This window comes from Candidatus Chryseopegocella kryptomonas, from assembly GCF_001536065.1.
GTDB classification, from domain to species: Bacteria; Bacteroidota; Ignavibacteria; order Kryptoniales; family Kryptoniaceae; genus Kryptonium; species Kryptonium kryptomonas.
On sequence record NZ_CZVW01000010.1, the window covers coordinates 1 to 21804 of the forward strand.

Sequence of the window (21804 nt, forward strand, 5' to 3'; positions counted from 1 at the left end):
CTTGGCCAGTCAAGACCGTAAACAGTCGTCAACCAAACCGCACGAACTTCTCTTTTAGGATGAACTTGTGCGAAAAGAAATGAGCAAAAGAGAAAAAGAAGAAAATATATTTTTCGCATGTGCAATTTTGGTTTAATTTTGATCAAACAAAAACTCAATCGCTCTCTCAATCTCACCGAAACCGACATCATTGAAAAACTTCATCTTTCCGATTTTAACAGGTAAATACATGTTCAATCTTTCAGAATAAATTTTCTTATCATAACCAATATGCTTCAAGACAACATCTTTAGCAAGAATTTTCTTGGGAAAATTGACGCCGACTTTAAAAACTAATTTTTTTATCTTTTCAAAGTCATCTTTTTTCAAAATTCCTCTCTCAAAAGCGATGAAACTTTCCCCGACGATTCCAAACATGACTGCTTCACCGTGCTTTAACCTCTTATAATTTAACCCTGCTTCTATCCCGTGTCCGATCGTATGACCGAAGTTTAAAATCATTCTCAATTTTTTCTCTCTCTCATCTTTTTCAACAATTGATGTCTTAATTTGAATTGATTTAAAAACGAGCGGTTCAATAATTTTGAGATCAAAGTTTAAAATTTTTTCAAGTTCTGCTTCAACCGTTTTAAAAATTTCTTTATCCATTATAACTCCGTATTTTACAACTTCACCAAGTCCGCAGATTAACTCTCGCTTTGGCAATGTTTTCAAAAAAGCAACATCTGTAAAGATAAAAACAGGATGATAAAACGCACCGATCAAATTTTTCCCAAGCTTATGATTTATCCCAACTTTTCCACCGATTGAACTATCAATTTGAGCAAGAAGCGTCGTCGGAATGTGAATTAAGTTAACACCCCTAAGGTAAGTTGCGGAGATAAAGCCAGCAAGATCTCCTATAACTCCGCCACCAAAAGCAACGACACTTTCATCACGCCTTAATTTCATTTCAATTAAATTGGTGTAAATTTTTGAAACAACGGACAAACTTTTGCTTGATTCACCAGCATTTACAATTATTGGTTCAGGGTAAAATCCATTTTTTGTCATCAATCTCAAAAATTCATCAAGATATAAATCGGCGACTATTTTATCAGTTATGACTGCAAGATGTGATTTTATTCCATGCCTTTTGCAAATCTGTGGGAAGCGATCAAAAATTTCTTTTCCGATGTAAATCGGATACTTAACATTTTTTAAGTTCAAAAAAATTTTACGCAATTTTTCCCTCAAGTTTCTTTAAAATTTCCGCAACCGTTTCTTCAATACCTCTATCATCTGTTGAAACGAAAAAATCCGCCTGCAAATAATATGGCTCTCTCATTTGGAGCAATGTTGTAATTCTTTCAAAAAGCAAATTTTCTGGAAGCAGATTGCCCATCGGATCAAGAAGCAAAGGTCTATCGGTTTTGAATTTTATTCTTTGCAAAAGAATTTCGGGGCTTGCTTTAAGGTAGATTAAAATCCCAGACCTTTTGACGAGAAAAAGATTATCTGAAAAAGTTATCGTCCCACCACCCAAAGCAACGACAAATTTTGAAAGTTTTAAAACTGTTTCAATTAAAATTTGCCTTTCAAGATTTCTAAAATAAATCTCTCCGTCTTCACGAAATATATCAACGATCTTTCTTCCGTCAATTTTTTCAATGAGTTCATCAACATCAATAAAGTCATATCCAATTTCTTTCGCAAGGATTGGTCCAATTGTGCTTTTTCCCGAGCCCATAAATCCAGTTAAAAAGACAAGTGCTTTTTTCATCTGCTCATTTGAGATTTCTTTATTCTGTAAATTGATACATTCGCTTTCATATCTCTGTAAATAACTTCTCTCTTTGACGCTATCTCAAAATCAAATGATTCCATTTTCAAAATTTCAAAGAACTCAATCGTAAATATCCTGTTCGGGTCCGCAAGATAACAGATTGAATTCGGGGTCATCGCAATTCTCAAAACATTGACTATGTCCTGAAATAATTCTCTTTCATAGATTATATCCGCACCAATTACAAAGTCAAATTTTTCGGACAAAACAGGATGTCTCCAATCAAGATAGACAAATTTTGCACTTTCTTCATTTCCGACATTTTTAATGTAATTTCGTCTTGCGTATTGCAAAGCCATCATTTCATAATCTGTTGCTGTGACGATTGCGTTTTTAAGTCCGAGGGCAACTGTCGTAAGCCCGAGCCCACATCCAAGTTCAAGAACTTTTTTACCAGAGAATTCATCACTTTCAAGTATAAATTCCGCAAGAGCAATTGCAGATGGCCAGACATCAATCCAGAATGGAATTTTGTAATCGGTTGAGTATTTTTCAACGACATCATCAACGGATTTCAGATAATCCTTCGGGTCAAAGGGTGTTTCAATCAAAATTTTCTTATTTGCTATTTCAAAAATTAGCAATTTTTCAACAATTCTATTTTCTCATTTAAATTTATGCAAAATTCACACATTCTGCCAAAAGTAGAAACCTTTGCCCTGCTTCAGGGTTATATTAAATGAAAGCAAAAGACAGCACTTTGTGATGGACAGCGACAGGGAAATACTGGAGCGAATAAAAAACGGCGAAATATCCGCATTTGAGGAAATTTACGAAAAATACAAAAACCAACTTTACAGATTTTGCTTCAGAATGATCTCGGATAAGGAAACTGCTCTTGATATAGTTCAGGATGTCTTTTTGAAACTTTACGAAAACATAAATTCAATTGAGCCGAATTCATCTCTTTCCGCTTTGCTCTTTAAAATGGCAAGAAATAAGTGCCTTAACTTTATACGGGACAAAAAAGAAAAAATTGATACCGAACAAATTGAGATAAATTCAAACTTTGAAATTGAAAAAGAATTTGAAATCAAAGAAACGAAAGAAAGATTAATGAAGGTGCTTGATTTAATCGGAGATGAATACAGAGAAATTTTGATTTTGAGAGAGTGGAATGGATTAAGTTATGCCGATATTGCGGAGGTGCTTAACACAACAATTCCAGCTGTTAAGTCAAAACTTTTTAAGGCAAGAAAAAAACTCACAGAAATTTACAAAAAATTATACGGAGATGAAGAAAAATGAGATGCGAAGAAATTCAAGAAATAATTAGCTCATTTATTGATGGTGAAATTGTGGAAAATGTTGATGAGGCGTTTTCACATGTTTTTTCGTGCAGGGATTGTCAGGACTTTTTGAAAATTTCGCTCAAGTTTAAAACCGAGGCGATGAAAGATAAAATTGAAATTCCTGAAATTAAGAAAATTGAAATTGCGAGAAAAGAAACTTTGCCAGAGAAGATAAAGAGAAGTTTAAAAATGGAAATTCCAATTCCAGCTTCACTTCTTTCTGCGGTTATCTTTATGTTGTTTTTGCTTTCTTTTTTGCTTGGGATTTTTGTCTATGACAGAGCAATGACAATTGAAGCGATGAAAACGCAAACGCCAGTTTATACAAAAACAAGAACTATCATAGTTTATGGGATTCCACAGATAACAATTTACCCAGAAACACAAAAACAAAAATGAGGTAAATTACAATGCGAGTGAAATTTTTTATCTGGGCTTCGGTAATTTTCTTGTTCTTTGCCTGTTCAAAAACCAATGAAAAGAACAGCATCAAACTTGGTGAATCACCCACAGCTCCAAGCACTGAATTCAAAAAAGAAAACTACGCAACACTTGCTGAAACAATGCCACAATTAATCGGCGGTCTTCAATCAATCCAAAGCAAAGTCAAATATCCAGAAGAAGCGCTAAAAAAAGGAATTGAAGGAACTGTGTATGCGGTGGTTTATGTGAATGAAAATGGCGGAGTTGATCACGCAGAAATTGTGAAAGGAATTGGTTATGGATGTGATGAAGAAGTGTTAAAAGCAGTATCACAGGCAAAATTTACGCCTGCTTATTCACAGGGCAAACCCGTTAAGGTCAAAGTTATAATTCCTGTAAGATTCAAGTTGAACAAGAATTAAGTGCAATCTTCGGGGAATTTAATCTTGAATTAATTTTCATTTTTGATTAAAATTTACCTGTCTAAAAATGGGAAGGTTCTCGCCTTCCCGATTTACTTTAAAACAAAAACAAATGCAAACCATGTTCAAAAAATTTTACCTTCCGATTTTAGTCATTCTCATTATTTTAATTGCACTTCCAGTTTATGCACAAAAAAGGGCTATAACTGTTGAGGATCTCTGGGCGATGAAAAGAGTTTCAAACCTTGCTGTATCTCCCGATGGTAAATGTATTGCTTATGTTGTTACATCTTACAATATGGAAGAAAACCGTGGGCAAAGGGATATTTACATTGTTTCAATTGACGGCAAAGAGACGAGACAACTCACAAAAGGCGAGGGTTCAAACTACTCCCCAGCATGGTCTCCAGATGGCAAAAAAATCGCTTTTATTTCAACTCGTGATGGTGAACCACAAGTTTACATCATGTCGCTTGAAACCGGTGAAGTTAAGAAAATTACAAGCGTTGCTCTTGGAGCTGATGCTGTGATATGGTCTTCGGATGGGAAATATCTTGCTTTCACATCTCAAGTTTATCCAGATTGTCCCGACAATGATTGCAACGCAAAAAAGGGAAAAAGAAAGAGAAACGAGCAAAGTCAAAGCAAAATTCTTCACAAAATTACCTTTCAGAATTTGGAACAGATGGATTGACGACAAGCGAAGCCATCTTTTCGTTGTTGATCTAAACAGTGGAAAGATCGCCGATATAACGCCGGGTGATTATGATACGCCACCGATTGATCTCGGAGGAAAAATTGATTATGCGTTTTCACCCGACGGGAAAGAAATTTGTTTTGTAAGAAATACTGATACGATGATAGCAATAAGCACTAATAACGATCTTTTCGTCACAACTCCAGAAGGTGGATTGATAAAGAAAATAACAACGAATAAAGCAAACGACAATCAACCTGTTTACTCACCCGATGGAAAATATATCGCATACAGGGCACAGTTTAGAGCCGGATTTGAATCCGACAAATACAGATTGATGCTTTACGAAAGGGAAACAGGAAAAACAATTAACTTAACAGAGAATTTTGATCGTTCGGTTGGCGAAGTGATATGGTCACCTGATGGAAAATTTATATATTTTACTGCTGAGGATCAAGGATACAATTCAATTTACAGGATTGATGTAAAAACTGCTGAGATTAAAAAAATAACCGAACGAAGCTACAACACTGAAATTGCGATAACTCCAGATGGAAAATTTCTTATCTTCAAAAGAGAATCAATTAACAAGCCAGCAGAAATATACCGGCTTGATCTTTCAACATTTGAAACAGTCCAAATTACGCATCAAAACGATTCAATTTTATCTCATCTTGAGAGAAACTCGTTTAAAGATTTTTGGTTTAGTGGTGCTGGTGGGACGAAATTTCACGGTTTTTTTTTGAAACCGCCATTTTTTGACGCAAGCAAAAAATATCCAGCCGTATTTTTAATTCACGGCGGACCTCAATCAATGTGGGCTGACAATTTCCACTACAGATGGAATGCGCAGATGTTTGCATCAAGAGGTTATGTTGTTGTGATGATAAATCCAAGAGGTTCAACTGGATATGGACAGAAATTTACAGATGAGATAAGCGGTGATTGGGGCGGGAAGGTTTTTGAGGATTTGATGAAAGGTGTTGATCATGTTCTGAAAAATTATAAGTTTATTGACCCAGAAAAAATTGGTGCAGCAGGCGCTTCATATGGAGGGTATATGATAAACTGGATAGCGGGACATAACGAGAAAGAAATTTTCAAATGTCTTGTTTCACACGCTGGCGTATTTGACCTGCCAAGTATGTATGGTTCAACAGAGGAATTGTGGTTCCCAGAGTGGGAATTTAAAGGAACACCGTGGACAAATCCGGAAATGTATAAAAAATGGTCGCCAAGCAATTATGTGAAAAATTTCAGAACACCAACTTTGGTTATCCACGGTCAGCTTGATTATAGGGTTGATGTAAGTCAAGGTTTTATGATGTTTACAGCTCTTCAAAGAATGGGGGTCCCATCAAAAATGCTTTATTTCCCGGATGAAGGTCATCACATATTGAAACCACAAAATGCCCGCCTTTGGTGGAAGACTGTTCTTGATTGGCTTGATATGTATTTGAAAAAATAAACTCAAGGGGGCTTTAGTTTGCCCCCTTTCCTTCCAGAAAAATCCCTCGCATTGTTGAAAAATAAGACAATGGGAAATCCTCACTTTGTGCCAATTATGTCAAATGAACCTCAAAAATTAGCAAAATTTAAAAATTTTTGAAGTGGCATAAAATTTGCTTTATGAATTTCTGCAACTTGTAGATAAAACAACAAAATTTAGGTGAAAAAATGAGATTAAGATTTACAACTTTGGCGATTTTGCTTCTCACTCTAACACTGCCTTTGTTAGCCCAAAAGGCGTATATCAAAATTGAAGGTATGTCCCCACATGTCCTTGAGCAAATGGGAATCATGAATCTTGACAGTATTTCATCTGGTTTGCCGGTTGTTGGGACCGGGACAGTTGTTTGGCTCAAAGGTTACGATGTTTCAGGTGATACGGCTTTCAAGCCGGCTACAAGTTATGAATGGTCAATCGTCGGAAAACCATCAGGTTCAAATGCAACCCTGAGCAGCACAAATCAGCAACTTGTCACATTTACGCCTGATGTTGCCGGGTCTTATCAGGTCAAGCTTGTTGTAAATGGTGTTGATGATACAACGATCACAATTATAGCAGCTAATTATACGGGCGTTGATTGGAAAGATGTTGGTGCGAGCACTCTCAACTGTGCCACTTGCCACAAGGGTGCAACGCCGAATATTTACAATGAGTGGGTTGCCTCAGATCACGCAACCATGTTTCAACGAGGAATGAATGGTCAAGTTGCACCATACTGGGGTCCAAACTGTTGGAGATGTCACACAACGGGATACAACACGATGGCAAATAACGGTGGTTTTGATGATGTAGCGACACAGCTTGGATTTGACTGGAACCAATGGAAACCACCAAGAGCTGGATTGTTTGATTCACTTTTGACAACGGATAAGAAGAATTTAAGCTTGCTCGCAACAATTGGATGTGAAACTTGCCATGGTCCAAAGAACCCAAGTCACTTTGGGGCTGGAACACAGCCGAAGACAATGAGCGCTGAAGTTTGTGCACAGTGCCATAATGAACCGTGGAGACACAATCGTTATGTGCAGTGGGAATATTCAGGTCATGCTGAAGCAGTTTGGTCAAATAGTTTCCGTTCAAGTGGAACAACAACGATTCAGCCAGGTCAATATAATCTTAACACTTGCGTTCGTTGCCACGATGGAGCCGGATTTGTTGCATTCGTTAAGAATGAACAATTTGACAACAGAATTTCATCTGGCTATTCTGCAATTAAACACACGAAGATAACCTGTCAGACCTGCCACGATCCGCACTCAATGGAGTTAAGAGAAGCTCCTGCAACAGCTGATACTCTGGCAAATGGATTTAACTATTCACAAATTGATCTTGGGAAAGGAAAACTTTGTGTCAATTGCCATAAGTATCGCAGGAATGCGTTGACCTATGTTACAACAAATTTAAGCGCTGTTTGGGGACCACATTATGCTGGTGCTGGTGATGTTTATCTTGGTCAAAATGGTTATACTTGGGGAACAGTTTTGCCAAGCAGTGTTGGGCATCGCCTTGTTGAAAATGCTTGCGTCGGTTGCCATATGTCTGCAACCCCAGACACAGGGCATGTTGCAAGAGATAAAATCGGAATGCACACATGGAAAATGAAATATATCGCACCCGATGGTCAGGAATATGATAACATAACTGGTTGTGTAAAGTGCCATACTGGAATAACGAAATTTGATGACATTATGGCTTCGTATGATTACGATAAAGATGGAACAATTGAGCCATTTATGAAAGAGGTTGATGGATTAATTGAAATGCTTGCAATGGCACTTCCGCCCGTAGGACAACCAACGGTTGATTGGACACAAATAAGAACAAACCCTGACTCTGTGAAATTAAAACAAGCATATTGGAACTATCGCTATGTTGTTGAAGATAAAAGCCACGGCGTGCATAATCCGAAATATGTTGTGAGCTTACTGCAACTTTCAATCAATAAACTCACAGGCGTTGAATTCAACACGCCCGATGTTCCGGTTAGCTTTGAACTCTATCAAAACTATCCGAACCCATTCAACCCATCAACAAAAATTGCATTTGCACTGCCGAAAGATGCGAGAGTTAAACTTGAAGTGTTCAATGTCCTGGGTGAAAGAGTTGCCGTGCTGAAAGATGAGTATATGAGAGCTGGTGTTTATACAGTTGAATTCAATGCGACAGGTCTTTCAAGCGGTGTTTACTTCTACAGATTGACCGCGGATGATTTCGTAGCAACGAAGAAGATGGTCCTGATGAAGTAAGTTTTGCACAGATGTGGATAAGTTGTGAATAAAAACGAAGGGCGGGTTCTTAAACCCGCCCTTTTTACTTCCATTCTCTCACTCCTTCTGAATCAATTATCGTCTTAACAAGTTTTGGTATTTGCGGTTTTTCTGAACTTATTTTGAAAGCTTTTGAAAGTCGCTCTTTTGCTTCTTTTATGACATCGTCTTTATCCGTGTAAAAAACAGCAAGTTGCTCACCAACTTCAACTTTATCCCCGACTTTTTTTCTCAAAACGATACCTGCTTTGGGATCAATTACATCGTCAACTTTCGTTCTGCCAGCTCCTAAAATTAGCGACACAATCCCAACTTCAAGAGCATCAATTTCATAAACATAACCATCAAACATACTTTTTACTTCAATTGAATGTTTTGACATCGGATATTTTTCAAGGTTCTCAATGTAGCTCACATCTCCACCTTGTCTTTCAACGAGTTGGAGAAATTTTTCATACGCTTCGCCAGAGAGAACGACTTTTTGAGCAATTTTTATCCCTTCTTCAATTGAGTTTGCCTTTCCGCCCAACATAATCATTGCTCCTGCAAGAACATATGTGACATACATTAGATCTGGGACATCAAGCCCGCGAAGACACTGAACTGATTCAACAACTTCAAGCCAGTTTCCAACCGCATATCCAAGCGGTTGATTCATATCTGTTATAAAAGCAATTACTTTCTTTCCAAAATTTTTTCCAATTGTAAAGAGCGTTTGAGCAAGTTCAAGCGATTTTTCATATTCTTTCATAAACGCACCGCGTCCTGTTTTCACATCAAGGACAAGCGCATCAATTCCTTCAGCGAGTTTTTTACTCATTATGCTTGCGGATATAAGAGGTATTGATTCAACGGTTGCGGTGACATCTCTCAAAGCGTAAATTTTTTTATCCGCAGGTGCAATTTCCTGCGTTTGACCTATCATCACAAGCCCAATTTCTGAGATCACTCTTTTATACTCTTCAATTGAAAGATTTGTTTTGAAACCCGGAATTGATTCAAGTTTATCAAGAGTTCCACCTGTATGTCCAAGACCGCGACCTGAAATCATCGGGACGGGAACACCAGCGGATGCGACAATTGGAGCAAGAATGATTGATACCTTATCACCAACCCCACCAGTAGAATGTTTATCAACTTTTATCCCGGGGACATCTGAAAGATCAACGATATGTCCGGAATTTAACATAACTTCCGTTAAATATGTCGTCTCTTCAAAATCCATACCTCTGAAATAAACAGCCATTAAAAAAGCAGACATTTGATAATCGGGTATTCTTCCATCAAGATAACCATTGACAAAAAAAGAAATTTCATCTTTTGAAAGTTTTCCTCCGTCCCTTTTCTTGCGAATTATCTCCTGAGGTAGCATTTGAAATGCTGGTTTGTTTTAAATTTTTTGAAGTATTTCAACAGCAAGATGATACTTTTTAAATGGTGGGAGAAGATAAGCACCACTGACGAGATGTTTGGCTTCTTTTAAAAACTGAGCTGAAATTTCAACTCCAACTTTTCCCGCATCATCACGAGCAAGAAAAAGTTTTTCTCTTACCCAATCAGGTATGTTTATACCCGGAACCTCATTATGCAAAAATTCGGCGTGTTTATAACTTCGCAATGGCAATATCCCAAGCATAACAGGAATTTTCAAATGTTCAATCTTCTTTATGAAAAGTTCAAGCGTCTTCATTTCGTAAAGTGGTTGAGTGAAAACAATTTGTGCTCCCGCTTCAACTTTTTTCTCAAGACGTGAGACCTCATAATCAAGATTTTGTGCAGTTGGATTAACTGCGCAGGCGATTAGAAAATGCGTCGGCTCACCGATTGTATTTCCAACTGCATCAAGCCCTTGGTTCATATTTTTCAAAATCCTTATCAAACCAATTGAATCAACATCAAGAACAGTCGTAGCATTGGGGAAGTCGCCAATTTTTGTCGGGTCGCCTGTGATAGCAAGTATATTTTTAATTCCCAAAGCCCACGCTCCCAGAAGCAAACCCTGTAAACCGATCAAATTTCTATCTCTGCAAGCAATGTGCGTTATCGTCTCAATTCCAACAGAAGATTGAACAAGATGTGAAATCGTCACAGGGTCCATTCTAAACCTTGCTCTTGCCCCATCGGTTATGTTAACCGCATCAATTCCATTTTCCTTCAAATATCTTGCACCCTCAATTACCGAGCTCATATCAAGCCCCCGTGGAATATCAAGCTCAACCGTCGTCAGAAATTTTTTCCCAATTTTCTTCGCAAAGTTTGAACTTTTATCCTCAATTACAACGCTTATGCGTTCATCGGAAGTTGAATTTGTCTGTGTTTGTTTTTCTTCTTTTTTAATTTTTATCTCAATCTGTGCTTTTTTCAATTTTAAATCCTTAACGGCAGAAGCAATTGCTTTTATATGCGATGGAGTTGAACCACAACAGGCGCCAATTATTTTAACACCTGCTTCAACAAGCTGTTTAGCGTAGGTTGCAAGATACTCAGGGCTTGCGTGATAAACAGATCTACCATCAACAAGAGTTGGAATCCCAGCTGCAGGTTGCGCTGAAAGAATCACATCGTCCTGATACATCGCTTTTATTATTGAAAACATACGCTGTGGTCCAACCGTGCAATTTGAACCGACAACGGTCACACCTTTTTCCTTTATGTGTCTTACTACTTCAATCGGGAAATCAGTTGCAAGTATTGCCCCATCTTCGGGAAATGTTTTTTGAGCTATCAATGGAATTTTATCTGAAACCTCTTTAACTGCTTCAATTGCTGCATCAAGTTCATTCAAGCTCACAAATGTTTCAAGAATTATGAGATCAACCCCAGCCTCAATTAAAATCTCCGCCTGTTCTTTTATCACATCCTTGACCTGTTGAAACTTTACTTTTCCAAGTGGTTCAAGAAGTTTTCCCGTTGGACCAATTGAACCAGCAACATAAACATTTTCGCCTGCAACTGACTTTGCGATCTCAACCCCAGCTCTGTTAATTTCTTTAATTTTATCCTGAAGATGAAAAAACTAAAGGCAAAATCTATTTGCATCAATTGTGTTCGTTTAAATTTTCTCCGCACCCGCCTCAATGTATTCACGATGGATTCTGGCTACAATATCTGGATTTAAAATGTTATGAATGCATCTTGGTTGTTCAGGATATTCATAAAGATCAAGCATTGTTCCCATCGCACCATCGCAAATAATCGGTCTGTCGTCAAGCAATCTTTCAAGAAATGGCTTTTTCATTTTCAAAAAAATAACTTTGTTTATAAAATCTCTGCCTCAACAATTCTCCAAAGATATTGACAAGGAAACCTGTTTTGATAAAGCGATTTGCTTAACACAATTGAATCAACTCCGTATTTTTCCATTTCGGAAAGTTTCTTCAAATCGGGATAACCCGCTAACTCGCCAAAAGCGGTGATCTTTAAACCGACACTCTTTGCAAAATTTTCAAGTGAAATAAAATTAACGGTTTCATCTTCAAAGACATCTTTATAAACGATTCTCTCAATCCCACTCTCCTTCGCTCTCAAAGCAAACTTAACAGCATCAACATTTTCCTTTACTTCAACATTAAGAGCAATTCTTTTTGAGCCAAACTCATCTATCAATTCTTTCAATTGGAAATCCCCATCACATATTTCCATATCTAAAACAATCCTTAAAATCCCAATGTCAATCGCCTTTTTAACATCTTCATAACTTCTAAAACCACCACTTACAACAACAGGAATATCAACCACATTGACGATATTTTCAATCACTTCCCAATTTTCGGGCTTTCCAGAATCTTTGCCGTCAAGATCAACAAGATAAAGAACCTTTGCATTTTCTTTTCTCCACAATCTTGCCATCTCAATCGGATCATTTGGATATGTCTTCGGATTTTCTGGCAAACTTTGAACCACGCACGCACACTTTCCCTGTCTTATTTCAATTGCTGGTATAACCAAAATCATCTCCTACCGCATTTGAATTTGTTAAAATCTATTTAAAAATTGGCTAATTTTCAAGCAAAGTTTAGAAAAACTCATCTACCATGCTTTTAAATTTTTCTGCTTTCTTTTTTGCGATGACATTCAAAAGTTCTCCACCTTTGAGGATATCCACCGGCGAATCAACAACATATGTTAACAATTTTTCAAACAACTCCCTGTCCTGAACCTGAACTGCATAATATCTTGCATAGAAAACATATGGAAGAAGATATTTGCGATTTGATATTTCTATACATTTTTCAAAATGCTCTTTTCCTTTCTCCGGGTCTCCGCCCAAAATTTTAGGTCTTGCGGAAAGCAAAACGCCAAGAAACATATGTCCCGAGCCATAAAAATAATTTTCATCAAGTTCAATTGCTCTTTTAACCATCGCTTCAATTTTTGGAATCTGGCTAACTGCGTCAGGGTCATCTCTACTTAAATTAACATAACTTCCCCACGCCATTGCTGTCCAGAAAATAACAGGAACATCCTTCTTGCTGAACTCACTTCTTAAAACTTTTTCAAACTCTGGGAATTCACCATTTAAAGCAGATGAAAATTTTTTACTTTTTGACTTGATAAAATTCAAACCATATTCAAAAGCCCTTTTGTAAATTAACTTCGCCCGACTTGGGTCTTCATCTTCTACAAAGCCCATAGCGTATCCAGTATAACCCTGCACCAGAAAGACAACCGTTTTCTCATTCGTTGAATCAACATTATAAACCGCTTCAAGAAGTTTTAAATTCGCCGGTATGCTTGTTTTTGCGATCTCATAGTCGGTTTCACTAAAAATTGCTTTAACTCCAGAATCAAAAACACCACTTGCGTATTTGATTGCAACTTTCTGAACACTGCATCCATAAAGCACGAAAATCAAAAAAATAAATGCGTAAAAATTTCTCATTGCACCTTTTTGAATAAGTTTTCAATTTTTAAAAAATTTAAAGACGCCCGATTTTAAAAACAATTAAAACCAGCGGATGCGAACGATCAAAGCAAAACCTCCACTTGAAATAAAAATTTTTTTGCTTTATATTTAAAGGCAGAAAAACACTCGGAAATTGCTATGAAGATAATTGTTAACGATTTTGAAATTGAAGTTGATTTAAACAAAATCGCCACAAGCAACGCCCTGGCTGATGAGAACAGTTTTGAAGCAAAAATTGGGGACAAAAAATTTGAAATTAAAGTTTTAAAAATTTCCGATAAAGAGATAACATTTTCAATTGACAATAGAATTTTTTCATTCGCCTTCGCATTAAACAACGATTTTGCCATTCTAACCAACCCCATCCGTGATTACAAGTGTAAATACATAAACAAGTATCAATCCCTGATAGATTCCTACCGAAGCACCTCGCTTGGGGAAAGCAAGAAAGATAAAATTCTAAAATCACCTATGCCCGGGCTGATAACCAAAATTTTTGTAAAGCCCGGAACCAAAATTAAAATTGGAGACAAACTCTTAATCCTTGAAGCCATGAAGATGGAAAACGAAATACGAAGCGATGTTGAAGGCACTGTTGAAGAAGTTTTCGTAAATGAAGGAGCAGCCGTGGAAAAAGACGCGTCTCTTTTAAAAATTTCAACAAACTAAACAAAATATGGAGGACATATGCGCTTTATCCTGACTCTTTTATCACTTTTTTTAATTTTTTCAACCGCTTTGTTTTCCGGTGGCTTTCAAATCAACGAACATGGCGCAAGAGCTACCGGAATGGCTGGGGCTTTTACAACATCCTATGCCCCGATAAGCATCTTTTATAACCCAGCTGGACTGGCTTATTTGAAAGGAACAAATTTCTCAGTTGGGACAACGCTTATATTCCCGTCAGCAAGATTTCGCGGTCCATATCAATTTAACACGACTCAAGAGACCAAAATGGTAAAGCAAGTTTTTTACCCGAGCAATCTTTACTTAACACATGCAACAGAATTCGGACTTGCTTTTGGAATTGGCGTATTCAATCCATATGGACTTGGTTCAAAATGGCCTGAGGATTGGGTCGGTCGCGCAATCACAGTTGAATCTGACCTCAAAACATTTTATATCAACCCGGTCGTCGCTTACAAACTCGCAGATGAACTCTCAATTGCTCTCGGATTTGATTATGTTTACAGCACCGTTACACTTTCAAGAAAAATTCCATCATTTACGCCCGAGGTAAGTGTTAAGTTATCTGGCAGTGGAACGGGCACTGGTTATAATGTTGGCGTTTTGCTCAAACTTGATCCTGTATCGTTTGGATTCTCCTATCGTTCACAGGTTAAGGTTAATTATTCTGGAACTGCGGACTTTCAGAAATCACCTGTGCTTGATCCGCTTCTTCCGGGTGGAAATATCAAAACAAGTGTTAAGATGCCAGACATTGTGATGGCTGGAATTGGCTTTTCAAGTGAAAATGTGACTTTTGAGCTTGGGTATCAATTCACGAGATGGTCTTCTTATGATGTTCTCAAAGTTGATTTTGAAACTGAAACAAGCGCACAACAAGATCAAACGCTTGAAAGATATTACAAAGATGTTTCAATCTATAAAGCTGGACTTGAATATCGCTTCGGAAGTTTGGCATTAAGAGCTGGAATAGCGTATGATCAAAATCCAATTGACGACAAATATGTTGAGCCATCTTTACCTGATGCGGACAGATGGGAATTTACATTTGGGGCTGGATATACCTTTGGAAACTTAACAGTTGACCTCGGCTATATGTTCGTGAGATTCAAACAAAGAGAGGTCATTGGAACGCTCGTTGGATTTGATGGAGTTTATAACTCAAGCGCTCACTTGCTTGGGATAAACCTCACATACAAAATTTTTTAATTCAAAACTAAAACAGGGTTTTGTGCTATGAAAAGTAAAATTCAATTTTCTGGAATATTCGCTGTCCTGTTAATTTTCTCATTCGCATTCATTTTTTACGCCTGTGAAGAATTTTCAGAAGTTGGCACTCCTCCATCGCTTGGAGTTCAAGTTGATTTCTCAAGGATTGTCGCCATAGGAAACTCAATAACCGCTGGATTTCAGGATGGCGCTTTATTTGAAAGTGCTCAACAGTATTCATATGTCAATTTAATCGTCAAGCAAATTAATTCACTTGGCAAAAATGTTACATTCGTTCAACCCTTGATAAGCGAACCGGGGATTGGACAAAGATTATATTTAAGATCGCTTTCGCCTTTAAACATAGAACAACGACTTGTAACCGGTGCGCCGAAGAATTCAAATCATCCATCTCCGTTTAACAATCTTGCTGTCCCCGGAGCAATTTTATATGATGTCTTTGATACGACAGATTATGCGACAAAATCAATTCAAAGAAATAATCCATTTTTCCAGATCGTTTTGAGAAGCAAAGCATTTGGTCCAACGATGTTTCATCAGGCTAAAATTTTAAATCCAACTTTTGTGTTTTTCTGGATGGGAAATAATGATGTCCTTGGCTACGCTGCAAGCGGTGGAACAAGGGGAACTGATCCGACCGGAAAACTTCCCACACCCGATGTAATCTTCCAACTTTTATTCAGACAGGCGATTGACTCATTGCTTAGAATCAATTCAACTGTCAAAATCGCAGTTGCCAATATCCCTGATGTAACTGTAATCCCATTTTTCACAACTATACCTTGGTTCATCGTTGATCCGAACACAGGGAAACCCGTTCTTGACCAGCAAGGCAGACCGATTCCTTTAATTGGCATCAAGGGTGGCTCTCCGGCACAATTAACGCCGAACGATCTTGTTTTATTACCTGCAGGCACATTGATTGCGACAGGTTATGGTCTTCCAAATGTTCCACCATTTAACCAACTTCCAAACGCTGGGAGACCATTGCCAGATGAATATGTCCTTGATGCGAATGAAGTTGCAGTTGCAAAAAGCGCAATTCAAAAATTCAACTTTATAATTGACACCGTCGTTTCAAATCCAGCAAGAGCTGGGAGAGTTGTAAGAGTTGACATTTATTCAAGATTAAACGAAGCCAAAACACATGGAGTTGAAATTGCAGGTGTTAAATTCACAACAGATTATATAACTGGTGGAATTTTTAGTTTAGATGGTGTCCATCCATCAAGCCGTGGACATGGGATAGTTGCAAACGAATTTATAAAAGCAATAAATTCAAAATTTGGCTCAAATATCCCGTATGTTGATGTGATGTCATTGCCAGGGATTCAACTTCCAAGCAGTTCTGTTGCACAGGGGAAATATCTACTTCCCAAAGTTCCAGCTGAAGCTTTAAAAAATGTAGTTGAACTTTTCACCGCAAGATAAATTTTTAATTTGACTTAAAATTCTTCAGGGCGTGCTTTCGCACGCCCTTTTTTATTCGGAAGCAAAAAAGTTGAAATTGAGATTTGAAAATTATATCTTTAAGTAGTCGGAAACAAAGCAAGGTTTGGTTATAGCTGAATTGCTACGCTGTCAAACATAATCGCCGATGAATTATCTTTATGCTCTCAAGAGTTTATGTTATTTTAATCATCGCAATTTTGCCAGTTGTTGCAGTTGCGAATTATTCAAATTTTTATTTTTTCGCCTCTTCAGATACAATTCCATCCGACACAAGCTTAACAAAATTTGACTCAACCGCTGTTGATTCAACAGCTCGTGTCAAGATTTTTAACAAAAAATTTGTCTTAAAGCCCTACATTCAACTTAACAACAAAAATCCTCACCCATTATTATTTGCGCCGTCAAACTTAATCACACGGGAAGTAAAAATTGATTCAACAGGAAAATTTGTCAGAATTGTTGATAAAATTGCTGGCTCGGAATATGCCTTCCCACTTGTCGTGCCTCTTGAAAAATATATTCAAATTCGGCTTGAAGAGACAAGGCGAAAATCCTGGATTGAACTTGCCCACAAATACGAGAAAAAAGAAGAAAAAGATGACATTGAAAAACTTTTTGGAAGCATAACAAACATCCAAATTCCTGTCCCTGCAAATCCAATTTTGAGCATATTCGGTCCACCCGTGATAAATCTTCACATCTCTGGAGCGGTTGATATAACCGGCGCTTGGAGAAACGAGAAAACAGAACAATTGATTCTCTCACGACTTGGAAGCGTCCGCAATGAGCCAGATTTTTCGCAACAGGTTCAGATAAATGTCGGCGGAACAATCGGAGATAAACTTAACATAACAGCTGACTGGAACACGCAAAGACAATTTGAATTTGAAAATCAACTCAAAATAAAATACAAAGGTTATGACGACGAAATAATCCAAAGCGTAGAAGCTGGAAATGTCTCGCTTCAAACCCCATCTTCCCTAATCGGAAGCAGTCAAGCATTGTTCGGGATAAAGGCAAATTTGCAACTTGGACCTTTAAAACTTACAACTATCGCAAGCCAGAAAAAAGGTGAATCACAGGAAAGAGTTTTAACTGGCGGAGCACAAACGCAGGAGACAAAAGTTTATCTTTATCAGTATTCCCAAAATCACTATTTCATTGATGAGAAATACATTCCAACATTTGAGCCATATTATCAAAATAGTCCGCCTGTAAGAATTGCCCCTGAGTTGCAAGTCAAAGATATTGAGGTCTGGGTTTCACAACTTGAAAGACCAGAGCCCGGATTGACAAGATTTGTGGTCGCAGATATAAATTTACCACCGATTACAAACAAAGCATATTATGATAGTTTAAGAACGCAAGTTTTACAGAGTGATCCAGGAAGAATTGAAGTTGGGCTTTTTAGAAAACTTGAACAAGGAAAAGATTACACAATTAATCCAGACATTGGCGTCATCTCACTTAACATAAACATACAGGACAATCAAGCTATTGCGGTTGCATATAGAGTTGAAGGACCGACACAAATCGCAAGTGATGATACAGTTTATGGTGACTTTGTAAATTCTTTGACGGACACATCAGCAACTCTCGTTTTAAAACTTGTTAGACCGAGATCACCTCAACCGTCGTTTAAGAAGGCATGGGCTTTACAATTGCGAAACATTTATCCGCTCGGTGGAGCAAGGAATATAAAGAAAGAAGGATTTGATTTAAAACTTCTCTATCAACCCAGCCCGGATCAAGAGCCAAGAGAAGATATTGAAGGGAAAAACCTTCTTGAAATTTTTGGCTTTGATAAATTCCACGAAGATGGCTCCCCCGGACCCGATAACAAATTTGATTTTTCAGAACTTACGATAAACTCATCTCGTGGCGAAATTATCTTCCCGTATCTTAAACCGTTCAGCAAAGAAACTCTTAAAAAACTTTTTCCAGACAAAGGTGACGATTTCATAAATTCAATCGCTTATGATGACATCTACGATACAAATCAAGTCGCAGCAAGAAATAACACAGCGAAAGCATCAAAATTTATAATTTCAGCAAAATTAACAAGTGATGTCCAAGCAACTTATAATCTCGGATTCAATATCGCAGAAGGAAGCGTGCAGGTTTATTTGAACGATAGAAGATTGGTTGAAGGTGTTGATTATAGAGTTGATTATATCCTCGGTCAACTTACCATCATAAATCGCGATGCTCTTCTTCCGGGCGCAAACCTAAAAATAAGATATGAAACGAATGATTTATTCTCTTTCGCATCAAAGACAATTCTGGGCGCACGCGGAGACCTTGACCTGTGGGAAAATACGAAGTTTGGTTTTACGCTTATGAATTATTCACAACAAAGCTTAAGCGATAAAGTAAGATTGGGAGAAGAACCAATAAGCAACACGATGCTCGGCGTTGATTTTTCAAGTAGGTTCAATTCAATGAGATTTTCAGAACTTTTCAACATTTTGCCCGGCTATCAAGCGAAACAAGACGCTGTCTTTTCACTCCGCGGTGAATCAGCTTTCATACTTGCCGATCCAAACACAAGAAAAAGCACAATCGCCGGGGATAACAACGAAAGCATTGTTTACATAGATGACTTTGAAGGTTCAAAAAGGATTATATCATTCAGCTTAATTTCAAGCCATTGGCATTTTGCAAGCTCGCCTGCATTTATGCCTCTGCTCGGAGAAGCAAGAAAAGAAGAAATCCCTGACACGATAAAAGTTCAAAGAAAAGGTTATCTTGCGTGGTTTAACATCCCTCAATCAGTTCAAGTCCAAGAAATATGGCCACAGAAAAGAGTTGCACAAGAAGAACAATTTATCACACCGCTTGATATTCAATTTTTCCCTGACAAAAGAGGTCAATATAACTACACGACAAAATGGGACTCAATAAAACTTTTCCCGCGCCAGAATTGGGCTGGAATGATGAGAGTTTTACCGTATTTTTCAACTGATTTGACAACTGAAAATATAACCTACATTGAAATCTGGTTCAAAATTATCGGAAATCCCGGACCAAATGCGAAAATGCTCATAAACCTCGGACAAATTTCCGAAGATGTGATACCGAATAGAAAACTTGACACAGAAGATAAAAACGGAAATTATCGTCTTGACCAAGATGAAGATGTCGGGCTTGATGGAATGGATGATAACGAAGAAAGAGCAAAATATCCATACCTTGGCAATGACCCGAGCCAGGATAACTTTGACTACGGAAATCTTATGTTAAGAAATGGAACTGAGGGAAACAGAAACTTTTATCCTGAGCCAGATCAGGAAGATCTTAACGGAAATCATATTCTTGACCTTGTCAATAATTATTTTGAATACGAAATCCCGCTTGATACGGCAAATAATCCATTCATCGCTGGCGGTGGCTCAAATGGATGGTATCAGCTTAAAATACCGCTCTCCTCATACACAAGAACAATCGGAAATCCAAGTTTCACGCTGATTGAATTCGTGAGAGTTTGGTTCACTGGATTTGACAATGACGCAATTGTGAGAATTGCTGAATTTAATCTCGTTGGAAATTACTGGGAAGAGCTCGTGAAAAATGACGACCTTTTCAAAGTTACGGTTGTAAGCGTTGAAGACAACCCGGATTACTCACCACCGCCTGGGGTTCAAAGACCAAGAGATAGGACAAGACCAGATCAACAGATAGAAGGAAATGAGCAATCGCTTGCGTTTATAATTAGAAATTTGCCAGATGATACATTGCGACTTGCTATGAGAAGATTTCCACAAAGGCTTGATCTTTTCAATTACAAAATTATGCGTCTTTTCGTCCACGGCGATAGAAACTTCTATGTAAGAGATACAACAGATTACGCTGGGGAAATTTTCATCTGGATTGGAACTGACACATCAAACTATTACGAATACCGACAGCCAATCTGGCCAGATTGGGACATAAGAAATAACATTCAAATTGTTTTTGATCAGCTCACTGCACTAAAACAAACGCGTGATTCTGTAAATCAACCTGTTAAGAGAGTTCCCGTTCCAGATGGACCACCCGGGGCAACATATTGGATCAAAGGAAATCCATCGCTGACAAATGTCACTTTTATTGCAATTGGAGTTACAAACCCGAAAGGGAAGGGAGCACAATTTCTCTCGGGCGATGTATGGGTGAATGAATTGCGACTTCTGAAAGCAAATGACGCAGTTGGATGGGCTTATAATTTTTCGGCTCAATTAAATGTCCCCGAACTTTTAAGTGTTAACTTTGGAATTGCAAGGCGAAGCCCTGAATTTAGAGGTCTTGCGGATAGATTTGTCAACTCATCATCTCGCGTTCTCTCAACAAACTGGTCTCTCTCAACGAATTTAAATGTTGAAAAAATACTTCCATCGTTTTTGAGCTCTTCTTTGAAAATTCCTCTCTCTTATTCAAGGTCTGAAAACATTGGAATCCCAAAATATATACCAGGCAAAGATATACTTGCAACCGAAGCTGCAAATCGTCTTCGTCAAACTGTTCTTGAAAATGGCGGGACCGAAGAAGATGCAAATAGAAAAGCAGACAGCTTGTTGACGGTCATCCAACAATTAAGCATCTCCGAAACTTGGGCTATCCCATCTGTTAACTTCACAATTAACTCTCAAAAATGGTATGTGAGGGATGTTATAAACAAAATCAACTTCGGCTTCAGCTTCAACCGCGCAAGCTCAAGGGACATAAACACAGAAATAAGCAAAAGATGGGGTTTCAACTTTCAATCAAGTTATTCAACAAACATAAAACCAATAACCATAAAACCTTTCAAATCAATTTTTGATGGAATTCCATTTCTTGACAATTACAAGGACTGGGAAATACAACTTACTCCATCTGGATTTTCTGGGATGATGAGATTTGACCGCGGGCAGGAAAATAGAAAATTTAGAACCAAAACAAGTTTTGAACCTACAACAAGAGCATTTAATGCTCAAAGAGGTTTCTCGTTTGACTGGAAATTTTCAAACAATGGTCTCCTTAATCCATCGTTAAGATACCAGGTTGACATCGGAAGCCGAAGTTGATTTTGTTTATAACATCCCTCACATACCATTTTTGAGAGTTAATTGTGA

Annotated in this window: 16 protein-coding genes and 1 pseudogene; 10 read left to right on the plus strand and 7 right to left on the minus strand. The window is 37.8% G+C overall.

Features of this window, described 5'->3' with window-relative positions; genetic code table 11:
- Positions 1 to 132 precede the first annotated feature (132 nt).
- From aroB to AWW83_RS05410, 3 genes are read right to left on the minus strand one after another with little or no spacing between them, the layout of a single operon-like run.
- Positions 133 to 1224: a 3-dehydroquinate synthase gene (gene aroB, locus AWW83_RS05400; protein ID WP_159421114.1), complete on the minus strand. Its 1092-nt coding sequence runs from the start codon at positions 1222 to 1224 to the stop codon at positions 133 to 135.
- Positions 1217 to 1762 (minus strand): shikimate kinase, encoded by a 546-nt coding sequence (locus tag AWW83_RS05405; RefSeq protein ID WP_092349675.1) that lies wholly within the window; start codon positions 1760 to 1762, stop codon positions 1217 to 1219. Before AWW83_RS05405 ends, aroB begins: the two co-directional genes overlap by 8 nt.
- Positions 1759 to 2409, minus strand: coding sequence for a class I SAM-dependent methyltransferase (locus AWW83_RS05410; protein ID WP_159421115.1), 651 nt, complete (start codon positions 2407 to 2409; stop codon positions 1759 to 1761). The genes AWW83_RS05405 and AWW83_RS05410 overlap by 4 nt, the downstream gene beginning before the upstream one ends.
- Before the next feature lie 121 nt (positions 2410 to 2530).
- Between AWW83_RS05410 and AWW83_RS05415 the strand changes: the two genes are divergently transcribed.
- From AWW83_RS05415 to AWW83_RS05435, 6 genes are all read left to right on the plus strand, one after another.
- A complete protein-coding gene (locus tag AWW83_RS05415; protein ID WP_092349681.1) occupies positions 2531 to 3073 on the plus strand; it encodes an RNA polymerase sigma factor in 543 nt (180 codons plus the stop codon).
- Complete coding sequence (locus AWW83_RS05420; protein WP_092349684.1) at positions 3070 to 3516, plus strand: zf-HC2 domain-containing protein; 447 nt, start codon at positions 3070 to 3072, stop codon at positions 3514 to 3516. Before AWW83_RS05415 ends, AWW83_RS05420 begins: the two co-directional genes overlap by 4 nt.
- Positions 3517 to 3527: 11 nt before the next feature.
- Positions 3528 to 3962, plus strand: coding sequence for an energy transducer TonB (locus tag AWW83_RS05425; protein ID WP_092349687.1), 435 nt, complete (start codon positions 3528 to 3530; stop codon positions 3960 to 3962).
- Between the two features lie 121 nt (positions 3963 to 4083).
- A complete protein-coding gene (locus AWW83_RS10015; protein WP_234697258.1) occupies positions 4084 to 4656 on the plus strand; it encodes a TolB family protein in 573 nt (190 codons plus the stop codon).
- A complete protein-coding gene (locus AWW83_RS05430) occupies positions 4556 to 6127 on the plus strand; it encodes a dipeptidyl-peptidase 5 (protein WP_234697259.1) in 1572 nt (523 codons plus the stop codon). The genes AWW83_RS10015 and AWW83_RS05430 overlap by 101 nt, the downstream gene beginning before the upstream one ends.
- A gap of 209 nt (positions 6128 to 6336) precedes the next feature.
- Positions 6337 to 8415, plus strand: a complete 2079-nt coding sequence (locus AWW83_RS05435) for a multiheme c-type cytochrome (protein WP_092349690.1) — start codon at positions 6337 to 6339, stop codon at positions 8413 to 8415.
- 64 nt (positions 8416 to 8479) lie between these two features.
- Here AWW83_RS05435 and AWW83_RS05440 read toward each other — a convergent pair whose 3' ends face one another.
- From AWW83_RS05440 to AWW83_RS05460, 4 genes and pseudogenes are all read right to left on the minus strand, one after another.
- Positions 8480 to 9808, minus strand: a complete 1329-nt coding sequence (locus AWW83_RS05440; protein WP_092349693.1) for a thymidine phosphorylase — start codon at positions 9806 to 9808, stop codon at positions 8480 to 8482.
- An 18-nt stretch (positions 9809 to 9826) separates the two neighbouring features.
- Positions 9827 to 11674 (minus strand): annotated as a pseudogene (locus AWW83_RS05445) (bifunctional homocysteine S-methyltransferase/methylenetetrahydrofolate reductase).
- Positions 11675 to 11694: 20 nt separating this feature from the next.
- Complete coding sequence (locus tag AWW83_RS05455) at positions 11695 to 12390, minus strand: HisA/HisF-related TIM barrel protein (RefSeq protein WP_092349701.1); 696 nt, start codon at positions 12388 to 12390, stop codon at positions 11695 to 11697.
- 61 nt (positions 12391 to 12451) lie between these two features.
- Positions 12452 to 13318, minus strand: a complete 867-nt coding sequence (locus AWW83_RS05460) for a TRAP transporter TatT component family protein (protein WP_092349704.1) — start codon at positions 13316 to 13318, stop codon at positions 12452 to 12454.
- 162 nt (positions 13319 to 13480) lie between these two features.
- On the opposite strand from AWW83_RS05460, the gene AWW83_RS05465 reads away from it, so the two are divergent.
- The 4 genes from AWW83_RS05465 (at position 13481) to sov (ending at position 21756) form a co-directional block, all read left to right on the plus strand.
- Complete coding sequence (locus tag AWW83_RS05465) at positions 13481 to 14011, plus strand: acyl-CoA carboxylase biotin carboxyl carrier protein subunit (protein WP_092349707.1); 531 nt, start codon at positions 13481 to 13483, stop codon at positions 14009 to 14011.
- An 18-nt stretch (positions 14012 to 14029) separates the two neighbouring features.
- Positions 14030 to 15238 carry an OmpP1/FadL family transporter gene (locus tag AWW83_RS05470; protein ID WP_092349710.1) on the plus strand — a complete coding sequence of 403 codons (1209 nt, stop codon included), beginning with the start codon at positions 14030 to 14032 and terminating at the stop codon, positions 15236 to 15238.
- 27 nt (positions 15239 to 15265) lie between these two features.
- Positions 15266 to 16690, plus strand: coding sequence for an SGNH/GDSL hydrolase family protein (locus AWW83_RS05475; RefSeq protein ID WP_092349713.1), 1425 nt, complete (start codon positions 15266 to 15268; stop codon positions 16688 to 16690).
- 179 nt (positions 16691 to 16869) lie between these two features.
- On the plus strand, positions 16870 to 21756 hold the full coding sequence (sov, locus tag AWW83_RS05480) for a T9SS outer membrane translocon Sov/SprA (protein ID WP_092349716.1): 4887 nt from the start codon (positions 16870 to 16872) through the stop codon (positions 21754 to 21756).
- Positions 21757 to 21804: the final 48 nt, after the last annotated feature.

Excerpts from the sequence above, each read along its gene's own strand:
- AWW83_RS05405 (WP_092349675.1), bottom strand. The coding sequence starts at position 1,762 with ATGAAAAAAGCACTTGTCTTTTTAACTGGATTTATGGGCTCGGGAAAA.
- AWW83_RS05415 (WP_092349681.1), top strand. The coding sequence starts at position 2,531 with ATGGACAGCGACAGGGAAATACTGGAGCGAATAAAAAACGGCGAAATA.
- AWW83_RS05420 (WP_092349684.1), top strand. The coding sequence starts at position 3,070 with ATGAGATGCGAAGAAATTCAAGAAATAATTAGCTCATTTATTGATGGT.
- AWW83_RS05425 (WP_092349687.1), top strand. The coding sequence starts at position 3,528 with ATGCGAGTGAAATTTTTTATCTGGGCTTCGGTAATTTTCTTGTTCTTT.
- AWW83_RS10015 (WP_234697258.1), top strand. The coding sequence starts at position 4,084 with ATGTTCAAAAAATTTTACCTTCCGATTTTAGTCATTCTCATTATTTTA.
- AWW83_RS05430 (WP_234697259.1), top strand. The coding sequence starts at position 4,556 with ATGATTGCAACGCAAAAAAGGGAAAAAGAAAGAGAAACGAGCAAAGTC.
- AWW83_RS05435 (WP_092349690.1), top strand. The coding sequence starts at position 6,337 with ATGAGATTAAGATTTACAACTTTGGCGATTTTGCTTCTCACTCTAACA.
- AWW83_RS05440 (WP_092349693.1), bottom strand. The coding sequence starts at position 9,808 with ATGCTACCTCAGGAGATAATTCGCAAGAAAAGGGACGGAGGAAAACTT.
- AWW83_RS05455 (WP_092349701.1), bottom strand. The coding sequence starts at position 12,390 with ATGATTTTGGTTATACCAGCAATTGAAATAAGACAGGGAAAGTGTGCG.
- AWW83_RS05460 (WP_092349704.1), bottom strand. The coding sequence starts at position 13,318 with ATGAGAAATTTTTACGCATTTATTTTTTTGATTTTCGTGCTTTATGGA.
- AWW83_RS05465 (WP_092349707.1), top strand. The coding sequence starts at position 13,481 with ATGAAGATAATTGTTAACGATTTTGAAATTGAAGTTGATTTAAACAAA.
- AWW83_RS05470 (WP_092349710.1), top strand. The coding sequence starts at position 14,030 with ATGCGCTTTATCCTGACTCTTTTATCACTTTTTTTAATTTTTTCAACC.
- AWW83_RS05475 (WP_092349713.1), top strand. The coding sequence starts at position 15,266 with ATGAAAAGTAAAATTCAATTTTCTGGAATATTCGCTGTCCTGTTAATT.
- sov (WP_092349716.1), top strand. The coding sequence starts at position 16,870 with ATGCTCTCAAGAGTTTATGTTATTTTAATCATCGCAATTTTGCCAGTT.